This is a genomic window from Plantactinospora sp. CNZ321 (assembly GCF_004217235.1).
In genome coordinates this window covers 2,584,473-2,609,484 of record NZ_SHKQ01000001.1, presented here as the reverse complement: position 1 = coordinate 2,609,484, position 25,012 = coordinate 2,584,473, and the positions used below count along the sequence as shown (strand labels likewise).

General features: G+C 71.4%; 17 protein-coding genes and 2 pseudogenes. 6 read left to right on the top strand and 13 right to left on the bottom strand.

Annotated features, from left to right (window positions below):
* The 5 genes from EV371_RS11665 to EV371_RS11645 form a co-directional block, all read right to left on the bottom strand.
* On the bottom strand, positions 1–939 hold the full coding sequence (locus EV371_RS11665) for an ABC transporter permease subunit (protein ID WP_130462052.1): 939 nt from the start codon (positions 937–939) through the stop codon (positions 1–3).
* 173 nt (positions 940–1,112) lie between these two features.
* Positions 1,113–2,039 (bottom strand): ABC transporter permease subunit, encoded by a 927-nt coding sequence (locus EV371_RS11660; protein ID WP_130462051.1) that lies wholly within the window; start codon positions 2,037–2,039, stop codon positions 1,113–1,115.
* Between the two features lie 181 nt (positions 2,040–2,220).
* Positions 2,221–3,852, bottom strand: a complete 1,632-nt coding sequence (locus EV371_RS11655; protein ID WP_486484576.1) for an ABC transporter substrate-binding protein — start codon at positions 3,850–3,852, stop codon at positions 2,221–2,223.
* A gap of 452 nt (positions 3,853–4,304) precedes the next feature.
* A complete protein-coding gene (locus EV371_RS11650; protein ID WP_130462049.1) occupies positions 4,305–4,988 on the bottom strand; it encodes a response regulator in 684 nt (227 codons plus the stop codon).
* A gap of 5 nt (positions 4,989–4,993) precedes the next feature.
* Positions 4,994–6,235 carry a PspC domain-containing protein gene (locus EV371_RS11645; RefSeq protein ID WP_349339010.1) on the bottom strand — a complete coding sequence of 414 codons (1,242 nt, stop codon included), beginning with the start codon at positions 6,233–6,235 and terminating at the stop codon, positions 4,994–4,996.
* A 207-nt stretch (positions 6,236–6,442) separates the two neighbouring features.
* Between EV371_RS11645 and EV371_RS11640 the strand changes: the two genes are divergently transcribed.
* From EV371_RS11640 to EV371_RS11630, 3 genes and pseudogenes are all read left to right on the top strand, one after another.
* Positions 6,443–8,311 carry a PspC domain-containing protein gene (locus EV371_RS11640; RefSeq protein ID WP_130462047.1) on the top strand — a complete coding sequence of 623 codons (1,869 nt, stop codon included), beginning with the start codon at positions 6,443–6,445 and terminating at the stop codon, positions 8,309–8,311.
* A 180-nt stretch (positions 8,312–8,491) separates the two neighbouring features.
* Positions 8,492–8,740: pseudogene (locus EV371_RS11635) on the top strand (hypothetical protein); the annotation flags it as partial.
* A gap of 555 nt (positions 8,741–9,295) precedes the next feature.
* Positions 9,296–10,549, top strand: coding sequence for a phosphatidylserine decarboxylase (locus EV371_RS11630; RefSeq protein ID WP_130462046.1), 1,254 nt, complete (start codon positions 9,296–9,298; stop codon positions 10,547–10,549).
* Positions 10,550–10,768: 219 nt separating this feature from the next.
* On the opposite strand, the gene EV371_RS11625 is transcribed toward EV371_RS11630, so the two are convergent.
* The 3 genes from EV371_RS11625 to EV371_RS11615 all read right to left on the bottom strand — a co-directional run bounded on the left by EV371_RS11625 (position 10,769) and on the right by EV371_RS11615 (position 14,083).
* On the bottom strand, positions 10,769–11,704 hold the full coding sequence (locus tag EV371_RS11625; protein ID WP_130465835.1) for a CDP-alcohol phosphatidyltransferase family protein: 936 nt from the start codon (positions 11,702–11,704) through the stop codon (positions 10,769–10,771).
* Between the two features lie 378 nt (positions 11,705–12,082).
* Complete coding sequence (locus EV371_RS11620) at positions 12,083–13,054, bottom strand: NUDIX domain-containing protein (RefSeq protein WP_130462045.1); 972 nt, start codon at positions 13,052–13,054, stop codon at positions 12,083–12,085.
* A gap of 81 nt (positions 13,055–13,135) precedes the next feature.
* Complete coding sequence (locus EV371_RS11615; protein ID WP_130462044.1) at positions 13,136–14,083, bottom strand: NUDIX domain-containing protein; 948 nt, start codon at positions 14,081–14,083, stop codon at positions 13,136–13,138.
* 186 nt (positions 14,084–14,269) lie between these two features.
* Here EV371_RS11615 and EV371_RS11610 point away from each other — a divergent pair.
* Positions 14,270–14,578: pseudogene (locus EV371_RS11610) on the top strand (PspC domain-containing protein); the annotation flags it as partial.
* Between the two features lie 172 nt (positions 14,579–14,750).
* Here EV371_RS11610 and guaA read toward each other — a convergent pair.
* Together guaA and EV371_RS11600 are read right to left on the bottom strand one after the other, a co-directional pair.
* Positions 14,751–16,304: a glutamine-hydrolyzing GMP synthase gene (gene guaA / locus EV371_RS11605; RefSeq protein WP_130462042.1), complete on the bottom strand. Its 1,554-nt coding sequence runs from the start codon at positions 16,302–16,304 to the stop codon at positions 14,751–14,753.
* A 56-nt stretch (positions 16,305–16,360) separates the two neighbouring features.
* The gene (locus EV371_RS11600) at positions 16,361–18,199 is read right to left on the bottom strand and encodes an FAD-dependent oxidoreductase (RefSeq protein WP_130462041.1); all 1,839 of its coding nucleotides are present in this window, start codon (positions 18,197–18,199) and stop codon (positions 16,361–16,363) included.
* Positions 18,200–18,359: 160 nt separating this feature from the next.
* Here EV371_RS11600 and EV371_RS11595 point away from each other — a divergent pair, with 160 nt between their 5' ends.
* Both EV371_RS11595 and EV371_RS11590 read left to right on the top strand, forming a co-directional pair.
* A complete protein-coding gene (locus EV371_RS11595; RefSeq protein ID WP_486484575.1) occupies positions 18,360–19,538 on the top strand; it encodes an LCP family protein in 1,179 nt (392 codons plus the stop codon).
* Positions 19,539–19,676: 138 nt separating this feature from the next.
* On the top strand, positions 19,677–20,582 hold the full coding sequence (locus EV371_RS11590; RefSeq protein ID WP_486484574.1) for a hypothetical protein: 906 nt from the start codon (positions 19,677–19,679) through the stop codon (positions 20,580–20,582).
* A gap of 91 nt (positions 20,583–20,673) precedes the next feature.
* On the opposite strand, the gene EV371_RS11585 is transcribed toward EV371_RS11590, so the two are convergent.
* The 3 genes from EV371_RS11585 to guaB are packed head-to-tail and all read right to left on the bottom strand — an operon-like array spanning position 20,674 to position 24,843.
* Positions 20,674–22,089: a M1 family metallopeptidase gene (locus tag EV371_RS11585; RefSeq protein WP_486484932.1), complete on the bottom strand. Its 1,416-nt coding sequence runs from the start codon at positions 22,087–22,089 to the stop codon at positions 20,674–20,676.
* Between the two features lie 25 nt (positions 22,090–22,114).
* Positions 22,115–23,233: a GuaB3 family IMP dehydrogenase-related protein gene (locus tag EV371_RS11580; RefSeq protein WP_130462039.1), complete on the bottom strand. Its 1,119-nt coding sequence runs from the start codon at positions 23,231–23,233 to the stop codon at positions 22,115–22,117.
* Positions 23,234–23,280: 47 nt separating this feature from the next.
* Complete coding sequence (gene guaB / locus EV371_RS11575) at positions 23,281–24,843, bottom strand: IMP dehydrogenase (protein WP_486484931.1); 1,563 nt, start codon at positions 24,841–24,843, stop codon at positions 23,281–23,283.
* Positions 24,844–25,012: the final 169 nt, after the last annotated feature.

The window sequence follows — 25,012 nt, the reverse complement described above, 5'->3', positions numbered from 1 at the left end:
TCACCGCAGCCTCGGGTCGAAGGCGTCGCGGATCGCGTCGCCGAGCATGATGAACGCCAGCACGGTCATCGCCAGGAAGATCGACGGCCAGACCAGTGGAGTGGCCGTCTCCCGGACGTACGGCGCCGCTGTCGAGATGTCGACCCCCCAGGAGATCTCGTTGCCCCGCAGACCGACGCCGAGGAAGGTCAGGGTGGCCTCGGTGGAGATGTTGATGCCGAGCAGGATGGTCAGCACCACCACGAACGGCGCCGCCGCGTTCGGCAGGATGTGCCGGAACATCAACCGGCCGGAGCCGGCACCGAGCATCCGGGCCGCCGCAACGTAGTCCTGGCTCTTGGCCGCGATGACCGACGATCGCATGATCCGGGCGCCGGTGGTCCAGGTCAGCACGCCGAGGGTGACGACCACCGCCCAGAAACCCGAGTTCTGCGGGTCCGAGGAGAGGCGCCGGGCCAGCACGATCGCCGCGAGCAGACTGGGGATGCCCAGCACGATGTCGATGCCCCGGGCCAGCAGGGCGTCGATCCAGCCGCCGAAGTAGCCGGCCGTCATGCCCACGAGCAGGCCGATCACTCCGGCGATGGCGGTCGCGAGGAGCCCGATCAACACCGAGTTGCGGGCGCCGTAGACCGTCCGGGCGTAGACGTCGCAGCCCTGGAAGTTGTAGCCGAAGATGGCCGAGCCGGTCGGGCCCTGGTGCTGCCGGGACAGCGCGCACGCCTCGGGGTTGGCCGAGGTGAACAGGCTCGGGAAAGCCGCCATCACGACGACCAGCACCACCAGCACGGCGGCGAACCAGAAGACCCAGTTGTGCCGCAGGTCATCCCAGGCGTCTCCGGTCAGACTGCGCGACTTCTCGGGGCCGCCGTCCGACGACACCGGCACACCGGCGGCGTCGGGTACCTCCGCCTGGGTGACGGATTCCACGTTACTCATCGGACGCCTCGCTTACTCGTGCCGTCGCCTCGCCGGCCCGGCGCCGCCCCGAGGACACCTTCACACCGAGCAGGTTGATTCGTTCGCTTCGCTCACTCGTACCGCCGCCTCGCTGCGCTCGGCGCCGGCCCGAGGAGACATACACACCGAGCAGGTTGATTCGTTCGCTTCGCTCACTCATAGCGGATCCTCGGGTCGAGTACCGCGTACAACAGATCGACGACCAGGTTGACCACCAGGAAGACGATCACCAGGATGCTGACGAAGCCGACCACCAGCGGGCCGTCCTCGGTCCGGATCCCGCGGAACAGGTTGAAACCGACGCCCGGGATGTTGAACACACCCTCGGTGACGATCGCTCCGGCCATCAGGTTGCCCAGGTCGACACCGATCAGCGTGATGACCGGGATCAGCGAGTTGCGCAAGACGTGTACGCCGATCACCCGGCGGTTCGCCAGTCCCTTGGCCCGGGCGGTACGGACGTAGTCCGAGCGGAGGTTCTCCGCCACCGCGGCACGGGTCACCCGGATCTGGGTGGCGATCACCAGAGCGCTCAGCACGAGCGCCGGCAGGAGGAGTTGATAGAACCCGGGTTCGCCGCCGGCTGTCGCCGGGAACCACTTCAACTGCACCCCGAAGACGAGCTGGGCCAGCGGGGCCAGCACCACGATCGGCAGCGAGAGCAGGACCAGCGTGATCATCAGCGTGCTGGTGTCGAAGATCCCGCCACGGCGGATCCCGGAGATGACACCGGCGGTGACGGCGACCAGGGCCGAGATGATGATCGCGTAGACCGCCAGCCGGATGGTGACCGGCCAGGCCTGCTGCATCATCTCGCTGATCGGCCGGTTGGTGAGCGAGATGCCGAAGTCCCCGGTCAGCAGGCCACGGATGTAGTGGCCATATTGGACGAGGAGCGGGTCGTCCAGATGGTACCTTTCGGTGAGCGCCTGCCGGACGTTCTCCGGCACCGGCCGCTCACCCACCAGAGCCTGGAGCGGGTCGTCCTGGTTGGCGAACATCAGCGCGTACACGATGAAGGTGGCCCCGAAGAACGTCAGGACCCCTTGCAGCACGCGCCGCACGAAGTAGCGGAACATATCTCAAGTCCTTAGAGACGAGCATCGGTGACTGCCTGCTGGGCAGCAGACCGTGATGCGCACGGTAGCGCGACCGCAGCCTCACCGGTCCCCGGTCACCGGGCCGGTGAGGCTGCGACGGACGGTCCGGTCCGACCCAGGCTGGGTGGGACCGGACCGTCCGGTCGCTGGAGCAGTCAGGTCAGCTCGTCGCCTCGATCTTGAGGAGCTCGACCTTCTGGAACTTGTCAAGTTCGACGTTCTTGACCCGCTCGGAGTGGCCGTAGACGTTCTGGCCGAACCGCAGCGGGATCACCGGCATGTCGCGGACGAGGATGTCCTCGGCCTGCTGCCAGAGCTTGATGGCCTCTTCCTCGGTCGGCGCGGCCGAACCCTGCTTGACCAGGTTGTCGAACTCCGGGTTGCTGTAACCGTAGTAGTTCGACGAGCCGTTGGTGCTGAACAGCGGGCCGAGGTAGTTCTCCATCAGCGGGTAGTCCATGATCCAGCCGAGCCGGATCAGGCCGACGTCTTCCTTCTTCTCGACCTTGGTGAGCAGGTCGGCGAACTTCGGCTCGCCGACGCCGACGCAGTCGACGCCCAGGTTGGCCTTGAGCTGGTTGCAGGTCGCGTCGACCCAGGCCTTGTGGCCACCGTCAGCGTTGTACGTGATCTTGATCTGCTTCGGGCCGCCCGCGGCCTCGTAGGCCGCCTTGGCCTTGGCCGGGTCGTAGGTGCAGGCCTCGCCGCAGCTGTTCTCGCGGTAGCCGGCCACCGCCGGGGAGACGAACGCCGCCGCCGGGCTCTGCGCGCCGCGGAAGATGTTGTCGGTGATCTCCTTGCGGTTGATCGCCATCGAGATCGCCTTGCGGACCTCGACCTTCGAGTACTGCGGGAGGAAGGTCGGGAAGCCGACGAACTGGAACACCGAGTTCGGGCCGGTCTTGAAGCGGTCACCGAGGTCGGCCGGGGCGGTGGCCAGGTTCTCGATCGGAATCTGGGTCACCACGTCCAGGGCGCCACCCATCAGGTCGGCGTACTGGGCGGTCTGCTCCTGGTAGATCTTGTAGGTGACCCCGCCGACCTTCGGCTTGTCGCCCGGGTAGGCGTCGTAGCGCTCGACCTCGATCTTCGAGTCGTGCTGCCAGGTGCCCTTCATCTTGAACGGACCGTTGCCGATCGGAGCCTGCTCGTACTCCTCCTTGAGCACGCCCTCCGAGGCGAACGCGGCGTTCGGCAGCGGGTAGAAGACGGTGTAGCCCATGACCGAGCGCCAGCCGGAGAAAGGCTCGCTCAGCGTGACCGTGAAGGTCTGGTCGTCGACCTTCTTCAGGCCGGACATGGTCTTCGCCGCCGGGTCCGGAGCCTTCTTCGGGCCGTCGCCGTCCGGGTCCTCGGACTGCAGGTCCTTGTAGCCCTCGATCCGCTCGAAGAAGTAGGAGCCGCCGTTGCCGTTCGGGCCGTAGGCGCCGTGGTTCCAGGCGTTGATGTAGCTGTCGGCGGTCACCTTCTCACCGTTGTGGAAGGTGTAGCCGTCCTTCAGCTTGACCGTCCAGACCTTGTTGTCGGTCGACTCGACCGACTCGGCGGCAACCAGGTACGGCTTGTTGTCGGCGTCGAAGTCCACCAGCGGGCTGAAGAGTGCTGCGAGCACCTCGGCACCGTTGGACTCGGTCGTGTTGGAGGGGATCAGGTGCTGGGGCTCGCCGATGCCGATCGAGACCACGGCGTCCGCCGCCGAACTCTCGTCATCGCCGCCACTACCGCAGCCTGCCGCCAACAACATTATGGCGGTCGCTCCGACCGCCATCTTTAACGGGAAATGCCCGCGCATGAGTGATGCCTCCTCAGGGCGCTCACGAGGGACTGTGAGGTGACTGACACTGTGACACTGAGCCGCCTAGCGCGGAAAGGTGCCGTTATCAACCCGTTAGTTGCCGGCAATGTTTCAGACATGCCCCAGACCGACGGGCACCCGCTCTGAACATGGGCCCTGAGCAGGCAAAACGTCACCGGGACGGGTTGCTTTGGCGACCGATCACACGGTTCGCTGTGACCTTTCCCGCCCACCGTAGGCGCTCTCCGATGTCAAGCGCATACCGACCGTGCTCATCCGTTTGGAGGATACGGAGTCGTGCGCCCGGGAACCCGACAGGCAGCAAGGTAGCGAAACCCATCGATGTATGGTACCTGGTCGTCATCCTTCGGACACCCACCGCTCGGGCGATGTCACACCGGCGGATCCGCCGATGCCCGGACCTCCGCCCGGGGTCCGGGCATCGGCGATCAGACCAGACGGCGGTCGGCAGCCCACCGGGACAGCTCGTAGCGGTTCGACATCTGGAGCTTGCGCAGCACGTTCGAGACGTGCGTCTCCACGGTCTTGATGGAGATGAAGAGCTCCTTGGCGATCTCCTTGTACGCGTAGCCCCGGGCCAGCAGCCGCAGCACCTCCCGCTCGCGGTTGGTGAGCTGGTCCAGCTCGGGATCGGCGACCGGCGCGTCCGGCCGGGAGGCGAAGGAGTCCAGCACGAACCCGGCCAGCCGGGGACTGAACACCGCGTCACCGTCGGCGACCCGACGGATCGCGGCGGTCAACTCGTCCGGCGAGATGGTCTTGGTGACGTATCCCCGGGCACCGGCCCGGATCAGCCCGATCACGTCCTCGGCGGCGTCGGAGACACTGAGCGCCAGGAACCGCACCTCCGGCCGGGTACGCCGGACCGCCTCCAGCACCGCCCGGCCACCTCCGTCCGGCATGTGCACGTCGAGCAGCACCACATCGGGCTCGGTGGCGGCGATCCGGCTGATCGCCTCGGCCACCGTGCTGGCCTCGCCGACCACCTCGACGTGCGTCCCCAGCTCGGCGCGAACGCCGGCCCGGAACATCGCGTGATCGTCGACGAGAAACACCCGCAGCGGCCGCGGCTCGGGCGTCGCCTCCCGCACCGGCTCCGTCGGCTCGACCATGATCTTTACCTGTCCTTCCCTGGTGCCGCGCCCTCCCGAGGAATCGGGAGGAAAAGTCTCACCTCGGTGCCGTCCCCCGGCGTACTGCGGATCTCCGCCCGCCCGCCGTGCCGCTTCATCCGCCCGATGATCGAGCCGCGTACGCCGTGCCGGTGTCCCTCAACGGTAGTCGGGTCGAACCCCGCGCCGCGATCGCGGACGAAGACGCTCACCTGCTCCGGCTCGACCTCGGCATAGAGCGAGACGGTCTGCACCTTGGCATGCCGGGCCGCGTTGACCAGCGCCTCCCGGGCGGCGGCCACCAGCGCGCCGACCCGTTCGTCGGTCTCCCTGTCGCCGACCACCACCGTCTCCACGGTGATCGCGAAGGTGTCCTCCACCTCGGCCGCGGCCTGCTCCAGCGCTGCGGCGAACCGCTCGGTCGGCGAGCCGGTCGGCTTGTAGAGCCAGCTCCGCAACGAGCGCTCCTGCCCCCGGGCGAGCCGCTGCACCGTCTTGACGTCTGCCGCGTTGCGCTGGATCAGGGCGAGGGTATGCAGCACCTGGTCGTGGATCATCGCGGCCAGCTCGGCCCGCTCCTGCTCGCGGATCCGCCCCTCCCGCTCGGCCCGCAACTGGTTGTAGGTCCGCCAGAGCACCGGTGCGGCCACCACGCCGACCCCGGCGAGCGCGACCAGGGCGAAGATCACCCCGTTGATCACCGCATCGAAGTTGCCCTGCGGGCGGTAGACCGCCACGACCCCGATCAGGCCGATCGCGACCAGTATCCCGCCACCGATGAACCGCAGCACGAAGGCCCGGCGGTCGCTCTCCGCCACCACCGCCCCGAGCCACGGCACCGGCAGCGACCGGTCCCACTGCCAGCGGCGCTCGGGCGCGGACTGGTGCCAGATCACCCCGGCGCCGACCGCGATGATCGAGACCAGCCAGCCCGCGGTCCCGGCCACCCCGTCGGACTTGAAGGCAAGCACCTCGATCAGGATCACGGCGAGCCCGATGGCCACGAACGGCAGCAGCTGGAAGACGTTGCGCCGGGGCGGGGTGCCACCTGGCAACGGCGGCACCACCGCCCAGAACGCCGCGTAGAGCAGCAGGCCGAGCCCGCTGAACCCGAGCAGCAGGAGGAACGCCACGCGTACCCACACCGCCCGGATGCCCAGGTGCAGGGCGATCCCGGCGGCCACGCCGGCGACCATCCGGTGGTCGCGGGCCCGGTAGAGGCGGGGTGGCTCGGTCGTGGCGCGGATCTTCGATCTCCTCGTCGTCTCGGGCGGTGGGGTGGGCGTGCGCTGAGCTGCCGCATCACGTCCCGTTCCACCGACGCTCCGATCGTCACACGCTGGCCGGCCCGACAGCCATGGGGACTCCCCGGACTTCGCCCGTGGGATATCTCAGGGTGGGCTCAGGGTTGTCGCCTGAGGCCGGCCGGACCGGCGACGGCGGAGGATCGAACCATGACCGACGAAGCCGCCGCCGCCCGCGGAACGCCCGGCCCGGCGGGCGGCCCCGACCCAGCGGACAACCCCGGCCCGAGCCAGGGGACGCTGGGCACGCCAGACCCCGGCGCCGCCGGCCCGGAGCGGGCCGCGCCACAGGACGCACCGCCACCGGGTACCGGCTGGCCAACGCCACCCGGCGCGCCACCGCCACCCGGAGCCGGCGCGCCACCGCCACCCGGAGCCGGCGCGCCACCGCCACCCGGAGCCGGCGCGCCACCGCCGCCCGGAGCGCCGCCACCGGGAGCCGGCGGGCCGCCGCCGGAGTTCGGGTTCGCCTACCGGTACGGACTCGTCCGGCCGACCGAGGGACGCTACCTGGCCGGGGTCTGCGCCGCCCTCGGCCGGGCCACGAACAGCGACCCGATCCTCTGGCGGGTACTCCTCGCCGTGCTCGGATTCTTCGGTGGGATCGGCCTTCTGGTATACCTCGCGGCCTGGCTGATCATCCCCTCCGAGGGGGACACCGCCTCGCCGGTGGAGTCGATGCTCGGCCGGGGCCGGTCGAGCATGTCCCCGGTCACCGTGCTGGTGCTCGGCATCGTCGCGGCGGTGATGTTCGGCTTCATCGTGACCGACACCTACCGGGCCGTCCTGCTCGGCGCGGCCGTGCTGATCGGCGGCGCGCTGCTGCTCAACCGGGACCGGAACCGGAACCAGCCGTACTGGCAGCCGGATGCCGGGCCGCCGCCACCGGGGCAGCCGTACCCCGGACCGGGCCAGCAGCACCCCGGACCGGGCCAGCAGCACCCCGGACCGGGCCAGCAGTACCCGGGACCGGGCCAGCAGTACCCCGGACCGGGCCAGCAGTACCCCGGACCGGGCCAGCAGTACCCCGGACCGGGCCAGCAGTACCCCGGACCGGGCCAGCAGTACCCCGGACCGGGCCAGCAGTACCCGGGACCTGGTCAGGCGGTTCCTCCGCCGGCTGCGCCCGGACACCCGGGGTGGTACCCGCCACAGCCGACCGCCGCACCGGGCCACCTGGGCGGACCCGCGACGGCCCCCTCGGCCCCACCGCCGGCCCCCGCCTGGCCGGCCAGTTCCCCATCGGTGGCCGTACCGACCGGGCATCACCCCGCCGCCGTACCCCCGGTGCCTCCCCTACCACCGGGCGGCTACCGGGCACCGTTCGCGCCACACGGTCCGTACGCCACCCGGCCGGCACCGGTTCCGCCACCGCCGCCGCCGACCAAGACGAAGCCCCCGAAACGGCCTCGTGAACGGTCCGCGCTGGGTCCCGCCACCTTCTCGCTGATCTTCGTGGCGATCGGCCTGGTCGCGATCCTGGACCTGACCAACGCGATCCCGGTGCAGCCCTCCACCTACTTCGCCGCCGTGCTGGTGACCATCGCCCTCGGGCTGCTGGTCGGGGCCTGGTTCGGCCGGGCCCGCTGGCTGATCGCCCTCGGGCTGGTCGCCGCCTGCGCGCTCGGCATCTCCACGGTCGCCGAGTCCTACACCCGACTACGCGGTGAGGAGAACGTGTTCTGGACGCCGGCCAGCTACGACGTGATGGCCGACCGCTACGAGACCCGGCTGGGCAACGCCACGCTCGACCTGACCCGGATCGACTTCATCGACCGGGACGCCCGGGTGAGCGTCGACGTCAGCCTCGGCGAGGTGAGGGTGATCCTGCCACCCACCGTCGACCTGACCGTCCGACTGGACGTCAACGCGGGCGACGCCCTGATCATGGACCGCAGGTACAGCAACTTCGACGGCAGTCAACGGGTGGTGACCGACCTCGGCGAGGACGGTCCCGGTGGCGGCAAGCTGCTGCTCGACCTGACGGTCAACGCCGCCAGCGCGGAGGTGACTCGTTAACGCTTCGTCACGGCAGCCGGAAGGTGTACCGCACCGTCTCGTCCACGTCCGCAAGCACCCCAGCCGCACCCGACAGTTCCGCCGACACGGAGGAGTCGACGCCATGCCGACAGCAACCACCGCGCCCGACCGCCGTTCCCTCCCCGTGGCTGATGCCAGGGGCCTTCCGGGCGGCTTCCGATGAAGGCGCACCGGACCGACGGGGTGTCACTGACGTTCGCCCTGATCTTCCTAGGCATCACCGCCTGGTGGTTGTTCGCGCAGCTCACGCGCCTCACGCTGCCGGCGATCGGCTGGCTGGTGGCCGCGGGTCTGATCGGGGTCGGCGCGCTGGGCCTGATCGGTGCGCTCCGGGCCAACCGGTCCGGGCGGCAGCCGGCGGCGGTGCCGGACGCGGCCGGTCCCGGATCCCCGGCCGCACCGACCGGCACCTCGACCGCCGATACCGGATCGGCCGACGCGTCCCTCGGTTCGCTCTTCGAGCAGAACCCGGCCGGGTCGCCCCACGGGCACCCGACCGAGCTGTTCGACCACGACACCACCGAGTCGTTCCACCGGGACACCGAGTCGTTCGACCGCGACACCACCGAACCGATCGACCGGGACGCCAGCGGGCACAGCACGGAACCGATCGACCGGGACGCCAGCGGGCACAGCACGGAACCGATCGACCGGGACGCCGCCGAACCGTTGTACGGGGACACGACCGAGCGAATCGACGGGGGCGCTGCCGGGCCGGCCCACCCACCACCGCAGTCGTCGGCCGGGGAGGCCACCGCGACGGACCGGCGCGACGAGCGGCCGGCGTGACGTCACAAGCCACCGGCGCGATCAGTGCGACTCGGTCAGGCGGTGCCTAAACTGGCCGGCGGAGGTTGGCGCCTCTGCCGGCCGGTCCGCACCGGCCGCCGGAACCGCCCCACCTCGTAGCCCGCGCCGCTATCGGCCGCCGCCCGTCCTTACCTCGCGAGGAGCCCGCCCGAGATGACCCAGTCCCCCGCCGTACGCGCCACCGGTCCAGGCCGTCCGGTCCGCGTCGGCGAGCGCGCCGCCCGCGTCCTCACCACCGAGATGTCCCGGCACCACGGTCCCAAGACCACCCTGCTGGTCGGGGTCAGCACCGACTCGTCCGTACTCGCCGCAGCGGTCGACGCGCTGCTGCCCGGCGACGTACTCACCGTGGTGCCGGTGGACACACTCGCCGCCGATCAGCTCCGGGAGCACGTTCCGGCCCTCGGTCGGTGGATCGCCCAACGCGTACGGGTCGCGGACTCGCTGGCCGAGGCGGACGCGGCGGACGTGGTGATCGCCGCGGAACCGCTGACCGGCAGCGCCGAGGAGACCCGGACGACGCTGGACGGGCTCGCCAAGTACCTGACCGACGGTGGCGTACTCAGCGTGCTGGTCCCCGCGCTGCCGGGCCGGGCGGCGGGCGCGGTCGGCGAACTGGAACGGCAGAGCGCGCTCTTCGGCGTCGGTGCCGACCTCGTCCTGGTCAACCAGCCCCCGCTCCGCGTGCACCGCCTCCGGTTCACCCCGGCCGACGTCTCGGTGGCGGCCCGGTTGGCGCCGGCCCATCGTACGTCGAGCATTCGGCTGACCCGCGGGCTGCACATCGACTCGAACGGAGTGGCGGCGGCCGGCATCGCGCTGGGGATCGCCGCGCTCACCCGGGTCACCCGGCCCAAGTCCCGGCTCTGGCTGGTGCCGGCGCTGGCCGCCGGCCCGGTGGCCGCGTTCTTCCGCGACCCGGAGCGGGACATTCCGGACGACGAGTCCGCGGTGGTCGCCGCCGCCGACGGTCAGGTGCTCTCGGTGCAGCGGCTCCGGGACGAGCGCTTCGGCGACGGGGAGTTCCTCCGGATCGCCGTCTTCCTCTCCGTGTTGGACGTGCACGTCAACCGCTCACCGGTGGCCGGCAAGGTGGTCGACTACTTCGTCGCGGACGGTGGCTTCGCGGCCGCGATGAAACCGGACGCCGAGCACAACGTGGCCGCGTACACGGTGCTGGACACCGACCACGGCACGGTGGTGGTGGCCCAGCGGACCGGGCTGATCGCCCGGCGGATCGTGCAGCGGGCGCCGATCGGGGCGCTGCTGGCCCGGGGCGAGCGGTTCGGTCTGATCCGGTTCGGTTCGCGTACCGACGTCTACCTGCCCGCCGACGCGGCCGAGCCGGTGGTCGGTCCGGGCGAACGGGTCATCGGCGGATCATCCGTGATCGCCCGCTGGCGCTGACCGGACCTGTGGCTTCCGTCCGCCGCCGGGCCGGACCTGTGGCTTCCGTCCGCCGCCGGGCCGGACCTGTGGCTTCCGTCCGCCGCCGGGCCGGACCTGTGGCTTCCGTCCGCCGCCGGGCTCGCCGGCGGCGGACTCTCGCTCACCGCAGCCGCTCGGGCGGCGACGTTCTCCGGGCGCGGCTCTCCAACGGCGGCGGGATGGTAGCGGTGGGCCGGGTCAGGCCGTGCGGCGCTGACGCCACCAGAGCAACGGCCCGCTGACCAGGTAACCGACCACCAGAATCGCGAAGGTGAGCCGGATGTCGATCAGGGCACCGATCACCGGGGCCAGCCAGAGCCACGGCGGCAGCTTGATCAGGCGGGCGAGCTTGGCGTACGGGAAGCTGGAGACCATCGCGAAGGCGAGCAGGCCCACGCCGGCCACCTGCACCTCGCCGGAGACCGGCAGCCCGATCAGCACCGCCAGGGCGAGCACCGCCGCGGCCATCGTGGTCGGCACCCCGCAGAAGAACCGCCCGTCCTTCGGCGAGACGTTGAACCGGGCGAGCCGGATCGCCGCGCAGGCCGCGACAAGCGCGCAGGCCACCCCGGCGGCGGCGGTCGAGACCGAACCCACCAGGGAGGCGTAGACCACCACCGGGGCGGCCAGGCCGAACGAGCACATGTCGGCCAGCGAGTCCATCTGGGCACCGAACGGGCTGGCCACGCCCATCTTGCGAGCCAGCGCCCCGTCGAGGCCGTCGAACGCCACGCAGGCGATCAGGCAGTACGCCGCGACCCGCACATCGCCCTGCATCGCCTGGAAGATGGCGAGCAGCCCGAGCGTCAGGCTGGCCAGGGTGCAGGCGTTGACCACGGCGAACTTGATCCGGCGGGCCATGCTCCGCTCGCCGGGCAGCAGCGGGATCGCCATCGCCGGGCCGGGGGCGTCGACCGGGTCGGCGGGACCGACGACCGGACTCACCGGGACGGAGGCCTCGATCTCGGCGGCGGTCAGCCGACCGACACCGTACGGGTCGAGTGGGACGGAGTCCTCGGGGAAGCGGCGGTCGGCCCGGATGAGTGTGCTGGCGCCGGCGGCGTCCAGCTCGTGCTCCCGGCGTCCCACCCGGACCAGCAACACCTGCCGGGCGAACGTGCCGCTGCGGCGCAGCGGCCCCGCCCAGCGACGCCCTGCCGGGCGCGGGCTGTCCGACGTACGACGCCGACGCCAAGGGGCTCTCGGCACGATTCCTCCATCACCGGGTTACTGGTCCGCCACCGTGGCGGCACCCGCCCAAGCGCCATCGGGCGCCGGGACTCCTTGGCCGGCAACCAATTGCGGCCTACACCATCGCACAGACGACAGGGATTGGCGATAGCTGTATGAGGGATCTTTCTCCCAAACCACCCGAGGTGCTCAGACCTCTCATCCGGGAAGCTATCCCCGGATGTGGCCCGGTTTCGGGCCTGTCCGCAACTCTAGCCGAACCAGTCACGGACATCGTTTCACGAGGGGTTCTCGCGTTCTGCGTCCCGGCTCGATCCTCCCCTACAGCCGGGACAACGCCGCGTCGACCACCTCGGTACGCGGCAGCTCCGCCAGCTCCGCCCGAGAGAACCAGCCGGCCGTCTCGGTCGAGCCACCCGCCGCCTCGGTCACCTTCGCCTCGGTGGGCGCGTCGACCTCGACCCGGTAGATCACCCGGACCCCGTGCCAGTCCAGCGGCCGGCCCTCGGGGCCGAACTCGGCGGTGTTGTGCCGGTGCGACACGTGCAGCAGGCCCGTCACCCGGCCGAGCTGTCCGGTCTCCTCGACCAGCTCCCGCAGCAGCGCGCTGACCGGCTGCTCGCCATGGTCGGTACCTCCGCCGGGCAGATGCCACCGGCCGGCTCCGGGGAACCCGGTCGCGATCCGGGTCAGCAGGATCCGGCCGGCGGGATCGGTGGCCAGCCCGTACGCCGCGAAACGCTGATACCGGTCGACCGCTGCCGGACGCATCGCCCCCTCCGTCGGCGCCGACCCACCGGTCACGGGGCCGTCCGTCACGGGCACGTCGGTCACGGGTACGTCCGTCACGGGGACGGTGCTCTCCGGCAGCGGCTCTGCCGGGCGGCCGAGCAGTTCGGCGGTGAACGGCATCAGGGTCAGCCCGGCCAGCTCCGCCGGGGTGACCCAGGCGACCTCGTCGGTGCTCCCGCGCGCCTCGGCGCAGAGCGTGCCGCCGGTCGGTACGACGTCGTAGACGATCCGGTCGGTGTGCTCGGCCACCGGCCCTTCGACGCCGGCCAGCCGGACGACGTCGGCGAGCACCAGCCGTACCCCGGTCACCTCGACGGTCAGTCCGGTCTCCTCGACGAACTCACGGCACACCGCCGCCGTCGGATGCTCCCCATGCTCGACGCCGCCGCCGGGCAGTTGCCAGACGCCGGGAAAGCGTGCGGTCGCGGACCCGCGGGCGAGCAGCACCCGCTCGCCGTCCCGACACAGCCCGTACGCCCCGATCCGCCGCCATCTCCGCACTGCCGCCACCTTCCCGCACGCCGCACCGATCATGCCGGTCGGGGCGACCGCCGGCACGGGCGGGTCGGGAACCGGCGGCGGTCAGCCGAGCCGGGCCGCGTGGACGGCCTCGGCGGTCACCTCGGTGAGCCGGTCCACCGGCAGCGCCTCCAACTCCTCGCGGCCGAACCAGCGGGCCTCGGAGGTGGAGCCGCCGACGTCACCCACGGTGGGCGGGGCGGGCGAGTCGACGACCACCCGGTAGAAGGCGCGAACACCGTGCCAGTCGATCGGATAGCCCTCGGGGCCGAGCGAGGCGGCGTCCCGGTGGCTCGCCACCCCGATCAGCTCGACCAGCCGGCCGCGCTGTCCGGTCTCCTCGACCAGTTCCCGGATCAGTGCCGCGCCCGGCTGCTCCCCGTAGTCGGTTCCGCCGCCGGGCAGATGCCAGCAGCCCGCCCCCGGATAACCGTCGGCAACCCGGGTCAGCAGCACCCGGCCGTCCGGATCGGTGGCGACCGCGTACGCGGCGAAGCGCTGCGCCCGGTGCAGCCCGTCCGGCCCGGGTACGGCGTGGAAGGACGGGAACTCCGGCGCCTCCTCCGGCCGCAGGTCGACGGGCCCGCCGGGCAGGCCCAGGGCGCGTGCGGTGAACGGCCGCAGCAGCAGCTTCTCCGCCTCTTCCAGGGTGTGCCAGCGGGCGAGGTCGGTGGGCTGACCGACCCGGTCGCAGAGCGTGCCACCGCGCACGGAGACCTGGTAGAGCAGGCGGTCGGTGTGGATCGTCACACCGCGGTGCGGCAGCGATCTCATGTCGGCGAGGACGTCCCGCAGGCCGACGACGGAGACGGAGAGCCCGGTCTCGGCGGCGGTCTCGCGCACCACCGTGTGGTTCGGGTCCTCCCCGTGGTCGACGGCACCGCCGGGCAGCGACCAGACACCGGGCGTTCCGGACCGGGAGGAGGCCCGGACCAGGAGCACCCGGTCGGTTGAATCGGTGCAAATCGCGTACGCAGCGATCTTGCGGATCGGTTCCAGCGCGGGGGTCACAGGGCCGAATTCTCCCTTGACGGCCCGACCCGGCCACAAAAAGAGTCGGATTCCTGACAGTTCACCGGGCATCGGGCTGCTGGGCCGGCCGTGATGAGCGCCGGTGGCACCGGTCAGGGAAGCGTCAGGGTCGCTATCCGGGCGGTCACCGAGGACGCGGCGGCCGTCTCGGCGGACCGTGGAGACATGACGCAGATACCACTCAACCAACCTCCGTACAAGCAGCTCCGTCGACCGACCACGGACCGCATGATCGCCGGTGTGGCCAGCGGCCTCGGTCGCTACTTCAACGTCGACCCCACCCTGGTCCGGGTGGTCTTCGCCGCGGTGGCGGTTTTCACCGGCGGGCTCGGCCTGCTGGCGTACCCGGTGCTCTGGTTCCTGATGCCCGAGGAGCCGGCCAACGCGCCCGCCTGGCCGCACCCGCCCGGCACCGGCCCGGTCTGGCCACCGACCTGGCCGGGCGGCCCGCGGACCGATCAGCCCGCCCCGCCGACCACGCCGGGCACGCCGCCGACCTCGTCGGCGGCCCCAACGGCCCCGCCAACCGCTCCGCCGACCCCGCCGACGGCTCCGCCCGCTCCTGACGGAGAGGCTGGCGCCGAGGGGCCGACCGAGGCGTTCGGCGAGAGCGCGTCAAACCCGCGCCATCCCGGGTGAGCCGCGGTCACTCCCACTCGATGGTGCCCGGCGGCTTGCTCGTCACGTCGAGCACCACCCGGTTGACCTCGGCGACCTCGTTGGTGATCCGGGTGGAGATCCGGGCGACGACGTCGTACGGCAGGCGGGACCAGTCCGCCGTCATGGCGTCGGAGCTCGACACCGGCCGGAGTACCACCGGGTGCCCGTAACTGCGTCCGTCACCCTGCACCCCGACGCTGCGTACGTCGGCGAGCAGCACCACCGGGAACTGCCACACATCCCGGTCGAGACCGGCGGCGGTGAGTTCCTCCCGGGCGATCAGGTCCGCCGCCCGGAGCAGGTCGAGCCGCTGCCGGTCCACCGCCCCGATGATCCGGATCGCCAGCCCCGGGCCGGGGAACGGGTGCCGCCAGACCATCGCCTCGGGCAGCCCCAGCGCCACGCCGAGCTGGCGTACCTCGTCCTTGAAGAGCGTCCGCAACGGCTCGACCAGCGAGAACCTCAGGTCCTCCGGCAGACCGCCGACGTTGTGGTGCGACTTGATGTTGGCGGTACCGGAGCCGCCACCGGACTCCACCACGTCGGGATAGAGGGTGCCCTGCACCAGGAACTCGACGTCGCCGCCGGCCGCCACCTCCCGGGCCGCCGCCTCGAAGACCCGGATGAACTCCCGGCCGATGATCTTGCGCTTCTGCTCCGGGTCGGTGACCCCGGCGAGCGCGCCGAGGAACCGGTCGGCCGCGTCGACCACCTTCAGCCGGATCCCGGTCGCCGCCACATAGTCCTTCTCGACCTGCTCGGCCTCGCCGGCCCTGAGCAGGCCGTGGTCGACGAAGACGCAGGTGAGCTGGTCGCCGACGGCCCGGTGCACCAGCGCGGCGGCCACCGCCGAGTCGACCCCGCCGGAGAGGCCGCAGATGACCTCCCTGTCGCCGACCCGGGCGCGGATCTCGGCGACCTGCTCCGAGATGATGTTCTCCGGGGTCCAGGTCGGCTCGATCCCCGCCACCTCGTAGAGGAAGCGTTCCAGCATCCGCTGGCCATGCTCGGTGTGCCCCACCTCGGGGTGGAACTGGGTGCCGACCCGGCGGCCGGCAAGATCCTCGAAGGCCGCCACCGGTGCCCCGGGTGACTCGGCGGTCACGGTGAACCCGTCCGGCGCCTCCGTCACGCAGTCACCGTGGCTCATCCAGACCGACAGCTCGGCCGGAAGATCCCGGAGCAGGGCGGTCGCGTCGGACCGGGCCCGCAGGGTGGTGCCGCCGTACTCCCGGCCGCCGGTGCGGGCCACCGTGCCGCCGAGGGCCCGGGCCATCGCCTGGAAGCCGTAACAGATGCCGAAGACCGGCACCCCGGCGTCGAAGAGCTTCGGGTCGACCTGCGGGGCGCCGGGCGCGTAGACACTGGCCGGGCCGCCGGAGAGGATGATCGCCGCCGGATCCCTGGCCAGGATCTCGGCCACCGGCGTCGAGTGCGGGACGATCTCGGAGTAGACCCGGGCCTCCCGGACACGGCGGGCGATGAGCTGGGCGTACTGGGCTCCGAAGTCCACCACCAGGACCGGGCGCGGCGTGTTCATGTGTACGAAGCCTACTCAGCGCGGCCGCCGTCCCGGAAACCGCCGCACGGGGTGGCTCACCAGCGGAGTGCGGCCGGGGCGTCCGCCGGGACCGCGGGGTGGCGCGGCGGGACGGGCGGGATCCGGGCGTACGCCGTGCCGAGCCGGGGCCGGGGGTCCGGATCCCCCTGGTTGGGCCAGAACGAGATCGCCCGCTCCGCCTGGGCGGCGATGGTCAGCGACGGGTTCACCCCGAGGTTTGCCGATACCGCCGCCCCGTCCACCACGTGCAGTCCCGGGTGCCCGAAGACCCGGTGGTACGGGTCGACCACCCCGTCGGCGGCGGTGGCCCCGATCACCGCCCCGCCGAGCAGGTGCGCGGTGACCGGCATGTCGAACGGTTCGGTCACCGACCCGCCCGGAACGCCGCCGATCCGCTCGGCGAGCAGCCGGGCGGCCCGGTTGCCGGCCGGGATCCAGGTGGGGTTCGCGGCCCCGTGGCCGGGCACGGTGACCAGCCGGCCACGGCGGTAGTGCACGGTCAGCGAGTTGTCCAGTGACTGCATCACCAGCGCGATGACGGTACGCCGGGACCAGTCCCGGACCGAGAGCAGTGGCAGGTAGGTCCGGGGCCGTCGGGCCAGGGTGCCGAGCCAGCGCCGGACGCGGTGCGGGCCGCCGTCGACCAGGGCCGACTGGAGCAGCCCCATCAGGTTGGCACCGTGGCCGTACCGGACCGGCTCGACGTGGGTCTGCGGGTCGGGGTGGAACGAGCTGGTGATCGCCACGCCGTCGGTGAAGTCGACGCCGTCGCGCCGGGCGGCCCGCAACGGCACCGTGGCGCCGAGGATCGCCTCCGAGTTCGTCCTGGTCAGCGCGCCGAGCCGGGACGAGAGGTGCGGCAGCACGCCGGCGGCGCGCATCCGGTGCAGCAGGCGCTGGGTCTGCAGCGCGCCGGCCGCGAAGACCACCTGACCGGCCCGGATCCGTCGACGGTGCCGGACGGGCCAGGCTCCGGTGCGTACCGTCTCGATCTCGTAGCCGGCGCCCGACGGTGCCGGCCGGACCGCGGTCACCGTGGTCAGCGGGCGGACCTGCGCGCCGAGCCGCTCGGCCAACCAGAGGTAGTTCTTGACCAGGCTGTTCTTGGCACCGTGCCGGCAGCCGGTCATGCAGGCCCCGCAGTGCAGGCAGCCGGTCCGTTCCGGCCCGATCCCGCCGAAGTAGGGATCGGCCGCCCGCTGTCCCGGCCGCCCCAGGTAGACCCCGACGGGGGTGGCGGTGAAGGTGTGCCCGACCCCCATCCGGTCGGCCACCGCCCGCATCGCCCGGTCCGCCGAGGTCTCCCTCGGGTACGTCGTCACGCCGAGCATCCGCTTCGCCTGGTCGTAGTGGGGGGCGAGTTCGGCCCGCCAGTCGGTGATCGAAATCCACTGTGGATCCGTGTAGAACGCGGGCAGCGGCTCGTAGAGCGTGTTGGCGTAGACCAGCGAGCCGCCGCCGACGCCGGCACCGGAGAGGACCAGCACCTTCGCCGGCGCGGTGCCGCCACCCCGTGCCCCGGTGAACCGCCGGCCGGCGGAACGGAGCAGGGTGATCCGCTGGATGCCGTAGCAGCGCAGCGCGGGGGCCCAGAGGAAGCTGCGGACCCGCCAGGAGGTCTCCGGCAACTCGTGGTCGGCGAACCGCCGTCCCGCCTCCAGGACGGCGACCGAGTAGCCCTTCTCGACCAGCCGCAGCGCGGCCACACTGCCGCCGAAGCCCGACCCGATGACGACGACGTCGACATCGGCGACGGCATCGGCGTTGACATCGGCGTCGGCGTCGGCGGCATCGGCGACGGCGTTGACATCGGCGACGGCGTCAGGGGGTGGATCTGCGCTGTCGGTGGGATCAGCCCCGGCGGTTCGCCCCATGTCGGCCATCATTACCGACCGGTAGCTACCGCGCCAGGCCGCAACTGCGCCAAGATTCCTGCTGCCGCGCTTTCGGCGGTGCAACGTCGGCGGGCCGACGATGCGTCTATTGGAGTACGGCCGGTCCTGGCAGACCGCATGGCCGAGGGGAAGTGGACGCGTGGCAGACAACGGGGAGAACGCCACCGGCGTACCCGCGAACGGCGCCGGGCCGGCGGCCGGAAGCGGCCGGAAGCGGCGGCGCCGGAGGGTCTGGCTCGCCGCGACCGTCGCGGTCGCGGTGCTGCTGGCCGGTACGGCATACGCGGCCAGCCGCTTCTGGGGCGGCTCCGCTCCGGCGCAGACGGCCCGGCCCGGTACGCCGGCACCGACCACCCCGACCCCGTCGCCCACCCCGAGCCCGACCCCGGAGCCCGGTGCCGACATCAAGGGGCCGCTCAACCTGCTGCTGGTCGGCGTCGACACCCGGATCAGCAAACCGGGCTGGGAGCCGCACGCCGACGCGGTGCTGATCCTGCACGTCACGAAGGACCTCGATCGGGCCTACCTGTTCGCGCTCCCCCGCGACCTGGTCGTCCAGATCCCCCGCTTTCCCAAGGCGAACTTCCCCGGCGAACGCACCAAACTGACCCACGCGATGAGCTACGGCAGCCGGGTACCCGGCAGGAACAAGCGCCCGGACACGGCGCAGGGCTTCCAACTGCTCTCCGCGACGGTGAGCGCGTACACCGGGATCAAGCGGTTCGACGCGGGCGCGGTCCTCACCTTCGGCGGCTTCGACGAACTGGTCGACGCCCTCGGCGGGGTGGAGCTCTACATCGACCAGCGGGTGGTCTCCCGGCACCGGGAACCGGACGGTACGCACCGTGCGCTCCGCGGTGGTGGTTACGTCGGGCCGCAGATGGTCTACGAGAAGGGTCGCCGGACACTGACCGGCTGGCAGGCGCTGGACTACGCCCGGCAGCGCTACACGGCCGGTGGCGCCTACACCCGGCAACGACACCAGCAGCAACTCATCAAGGCGATGCTGGTGAAGATCCTCAGCCAGGACCTGGCCCGGGACGCCGACCGGGTACGCCAGGTGGTCCGCTCGCTCGGCGACGCGCTGACCTTCACCAGCGGCAGCGGCTCGGACATCGTCGACTTCGGATACGCGCTCAGCCGGCTCCGCCCCGAAACGATGACCCTGGTGGCGCTCCCCGGCAGCGGCGTCGGCCGGGGCAGCGGCTACCGGGGCGAACAGCTCACCCCGGTCAGCCGGAAGTTCATCGCCGAGCTGCGGGCCGGCCGGGCCGACGCGTACCTGGCGGCCAATCCGAAACTGGTGGTGCGGAACTGACCGCGTCGTCGTCGCCTTGACCGCCCTACCGCCGCCCAATAGCCTGCCCTCGATGATCCCGAGGCACCCGGCCCCGGGTCGTCGAACAACGGGGAGGACGGCATGCGATTCGGTAAACGACTGGCAACTCTGGTCGTGATGGTTCTAGGTTTTGCGATCCTGCCTGCTAATGCGGCTCAAGCTGCCTATTACAACACGTACACCACCATAGCCAGCACGCCCAACACGAGCTGCTGCACCGGCGTACAGGGCTTCGTCGCCGGATCCACCTACCTCTACTCCATCAAGAACCGCACCAATCACGACGACACCTCCGTCATCTACCGCGTGCACAAGACCACCGGTGCGCGGGTGCTGATGACGAACGGCACGAACAACACGTCGACCAACCCGTGGCTCGGGCACGGGAACGACATGACGATCGTCGACATCGACGGGCAGCACCACATGTTCGTCGTCACCATGAAGGCGACCGGCGCGCAGCTCGTACGGCTCCGTTACCAGGGCACCACCTACTACCACGCCGGGTCGTACCAGCTACGTCTCAACGGGGCAGTGGCGACGCCGTCCGGGGTCCACCGGGTCTCGGTCACCAGCACCACCATCACGTTCATGTTCAAGAGTGGCCGGACGATCTACAACGGCAGTCTCCCGCTGCGCGCCTCCTCCGGGACCATAGAGCTGACCAACGCGTTCAAGCTGCAGGTCGACGGCGCCCTCGTCAACGGCGCGACGGTGCCGGACCTGGGAACCTTCACCAACCAGGGATTCTTCTACGACGCGCCCAAGAAGGTCCTCTACTATCCGCTGACCAAGGAGAACCGCAGCATCGTGCTCGTCTACCGGAACGTCTCGCCGACGACGACGGGAACGGCGCCCGCAGCCACCGACCTCTCCTTCCGGATCACGTCCTCGGCATACACGCTGTTCGAGATCGAAGGCGTGGGAATCAGCGACGGCAAGCTGTACTTCAACACGAACCGGGCGAACTCCAGCGGTGCCCACGACGGAGTCCACGTGTTCAACGGCTACGTCGCGGCCTGAGCACAGGGGACGGTGGGGACTCGCTGTGTTCGGCGATTGAGTCACGGCGAGTCCCACGCCACCATTGCCGCGTACCTCAGCGCATGGTGCGTCAGGGCAGGGGTGGCGCGGTGGTGCCGGAGAGCCAGGCGTCGAAGAGCGGACGCAACTGCCTCCCGGCGACCCGCTCGGCATGCGCCACCAACTCGTCGGTGGTCGCGTTGCCGTCCCGCTTCTCCGCCGCCCAGCTCCTCAGGATCCGGAAGAACGACTCGTCGCCGACCGTCCGCCGCAGCGCGTGCACGGCCAGCGCGCCGCGCTGGTAGACCGCCCGGCTGAAGATCTCCGAAGGGCCCGGGTCCAGCGCCGGCTCCGCCCAGTCGGTGCGGGCGTACTCCTGCTCGAACCTGGCCTGCGCGCTCGGCCCGCCGTCGTGTTCGGTCCAGAGCCACTCGGCGTAGCTGGCGAAGCCCTCGTTGAGCCAGAGGTCGCTCCAGCGCTCGATCGAGACGCTGTCGCCGAACCACTGGTGCGCCAGCTCGTGCACCACCACCTCCAGGTTCGGGCCCTCGGTGAAGAACGCCGGGCCGTACACCGGGCGGGACTGGGTCTCCAGCGCGTACCCGATCCGGCTGTCGGCGAGCGCGATCCCGCCGTACGCGTCGAACGGGTACGGGCCGAACCTGGTGGCCAGAAAGTCGGCGATCTCGCCGGTACGGGCCAGCGACCGCTCCGCCGGCCCGCCAGCGGGCAGGTCCGCCGCGATCGCGGTGACCAGCGGCTTGCCGGCGTGCGTGCCGGTGCTGACCCGGTAACTCCCGATCACCAGCGTGACCAGATAGCTGGCCATCGGGGCCAGCTCCGCCCAGCGCCAGGTGGTCCAGCCGGCGTCGGTGCTGCTGCCGCCCGGAACCCCGTTGCTCAACGCCGCCAACCCCTCCGGCACGGTCGCCTCGACCTGGTACGTCGCCTTGTCCAGCGGATGGTCGTTGACCGGGAACCAGGTGCTCGCCGACTCCGGCTGGCCGAGCGCGATCGCACCGTCCGAGGTGTGCAGCAGCCCACCGCTACCCAGCTCGGCGTTGGTGATCGGGACCGGCTTGCCGGAGTAGCGCACCCGTACGCCGAACCGGTCACCTCGGCCGAGGCCGGTGACGGGGGTGATCACCAGCTCGTTTCCGGTCCGGGCGTGCGCGGCGTCGGTGCCGTCGACCTGGACCGACGAGACGGTCAGCCCGGCCAGGTCGAGGTTGAACCGGGACAGATCCTGGGTCGCGGTCGCCTCGATGCTGGCGTCACCGGTCAGCTCGTCGGTCGCCGGGTCGTACCTGACCTGGAGGCGGTAGCTGGCGACGTCGTAGCCGCCGTTGCCGTAGGTCGGGAAGTAAGGGTCACCGATCCCGGGCGCCCCGGGTCGGAAGCCCTCGGGCGCCGACTCGTCCCGGCGACCGGTGCAGCCGCCGGCCGAGAGCGCCACCAGCAGCGCCACCAGCACGCCGGCCAGCGCCGACCGCCCCGACCTGACCACCACGTCTGGAGGATAGCGGCGATGGTCACCGGTCGAGGACAAGCCCGACCTTCTGGAACTCCTTCAGGTCCCGGTAACCGCACTTGGCCATCGCCCGGCGCAGCCCGCCGAACAGGTTCAGTTGGCCCAACGGGTCGTCGGACGGTCCGTAGAGCAGCTTCTCCATCGAGCCGAGCGGCTCGTCGGCCACCCCGTACGCGCCGCGCGGCAGCTTCGGGTGGCTGGCCGCCGGATGCCACCAGGCACCGCCGGCCGGCGCCTCGGCGCAGAGCGAGAGCGGCTCGCCGAGCATCACCGCGTCGGCGCCGCAGCCGAGCGCCTTGGCGATGTCGCCGGAGGTCTGCAGGTCGCCGTCGGCGATCAGGTGCACGTACCGGCCACCGGTCTCGTCGAGGTAGTCCCGCCGGGCCGCCGCCGCGTCGGCGATCGCGGTGGCCATCGGCACCCGGATGCCGAGCACCGACTCGGTGGTCGACCACTCGTCACCGCCGAGCCCGACGATCACCCCGGCCGCACCGGTCCGCATCAGGTGCAGCGCCGTCTTGTAGTCGGTGCAGCCACCGGCGACGACCGGCAGGTCGAGGTCGGCGATGAACTCCTTGAGGTTCAGCGGCTCGTCGGTGGTGGAGACGTGCTCGGCCGAGACGATGGTGCCCTGGATGACCAGGATGTCGACCCCGGCGTCCAGGATCACCGGGGCCAGCGCCAGGGTGTGCTGCGGGGAGACCCGGACGGCGACCGTGCCGCCACCCTCGCGCATCTGCCGGACCCGTTCGGCGATCAGTTCGGGCCGGATCGGCTCGGCGTACACCTCCTGGAGCCGGCGGGTCGCCCCGGAGCCCTCCTCCAGCCGGGACAGCTCCTCCAGCACCTTGGTCGGGTCCTCGTACCGGGTCCACAGGCCCTCGACGTTCAGCACCCCGAGCCCGCCGAGCCGGCCCAGGGCGACCGCCGACTCGGGGCTCATCGTCGCGTCCGACGGGCGCCCGACGCAGGGAATCCCGAACTGGTACGCGTCGAGCTGCCAGGCGGTCGAGACGTCGTCCACGTCCCGGGTACGCCGGCTCGGCACGATCGCGATGTCGTCCAGGTGGTAGCCGCGCTGTGCGGTCTTGCCCAGCCCGATCTCGACCACGTCACGCATGGGTCACTCCAGGTTAGAAGGGGGTGGTGGCGGGGAGGCCGCGACCGTCAGCGGGTGTGGTAGTTCGGTGCCTCGACCGTCATCTGGATGTCGTGCGGGTGGCTCTCCTTCAGACCGGCGGCGGTGATCCGGATGAGCTGCCCCCGGCGGTGCAGCTCGGGAATGGTCTCCGCGCCGACGTAGCCCATCGCCAGCCGCAGCCCGCCGACGAGCTGGTGCGCGACCCGGGCCAGCGGGCCGCGGTAGGGCACCTGGCCCTCGACCCCCTCCGGCACCAGCTTCTCCTCGCTGGCCACGTCGTCCTGGAAGTAGCGGTCCTTGGAGTACGACCGGGCCTGCCCGCGCGACTGCATCGCGCCCAGCGACCCCATCCCCCGGTAGGCCTTGAACTGCTTGCCGTTGATGAACATCAGCTCGCCCGGGCTCTCCTCGGAGCCGGCCAGCAGGCTGCCGAGCATCACGGTGTCGCCGCCGGCCACCAGCGCCTTGGCGATGTCGCCCGAGTACTGGATGCCGCCGTCGGCGATCACCGGCACCCCGGCCGGGCGGGCGGCCCGGGCCGCCTCCATGATCGCGGTGATCTGCGGTACGCCCACCCCGGCGACTATCCTGGTGGTGCAGATGGCGCCTGGCCCGACCCCGACCTTGACCGCGTCGGCACCCGCCTCGACCAGCGCCTTCGCCCCCGCGTAGGTCGCCACGTTGCCGCCGATCACGTCGGCGGCGGTGTCCTTCTTGAGCCGGCCGACCATGTCGAGCACGGCTCGCTGGTGCCCGTGCGCGGTGTCCACGATGAGTACGTCCACCCCGGCCTCGACCAGCGCCCGGGCCCGCTTGTAGGCGTCCTCGCCGACCCCCACCGCGGCGGCGACCCGGAGCCGGCCGGCGTCGTCCTTGGTGGCGAGCGGGTACTGCTCGCTCTTGGCGAAGTCCTTGACGGTGATCAGGCCGCGCAGCCGCCCGTCCGGGTCGACGATCGGCAGCTTCTCGACCTTGTGCCGGCGCAGCAGGTCGAGCGCCTCCTCCTTGGTGACCCCGACCTGCCCGGTGATCAGCGGCATCGGGGTCATGATCTGGCGGACCGGGGTGTCGCCGTCGGTGACGAACCGCATGTCCCGGTTGGTCACGATGCCGACCAGGGTGCCCTGGGCGTCGGTCACCGGTACGCCGGAGATCCGGTAACGCCCGCAGAGCGCGTCGACGTCCCGCAGGGTGTCGTCCGGGCCGCAGGTGACCGGGTTGGTGACCATGCCCGCCTCGGAGCGCTTCACCAGGTCGACCTGGAGCGCCTGGTCCTCGATCGAGAGGTTGCGGTGCAGTACGCCGATGCCGCCCTGCCGGGCCATCGCGATCGCCATCCGCGCCTCGGTCACCGTGTCCATCGGGCTGGAGACCAGCGGGATGGCGAGGTTGACGTTGCGGCTGAGCCGGGTCAGGGTGTTCACCCGACTCGGGATGATCTCCGACTCGCCCGGTTGCAGCAGCACGTCGTCGAAGGTCAGCCCGAGCGGCACCACCCGGGCCGAACCGGCCGGCAGTTCGGGCAGGTGCCCGGCGAGCTGGTCGGCGTCGGTGGCCAGCGGAAGGTCGTTGGTGGGCCGGTTCTCCACGATGTGTCCCCTGCTGCTGTTGTGACGGTCGATAACGATCACCGCCGACGCGGCTGCGGCCATCGCCCACGCGACTGCGGCCATCGCCGACGAGGGTCGGTCGGCGCTGAGCTGGTCGGACAGGTTGCCCGGCGGCAGGGCGGTGTCCGGGGTTCGCCCCGGGTACGGC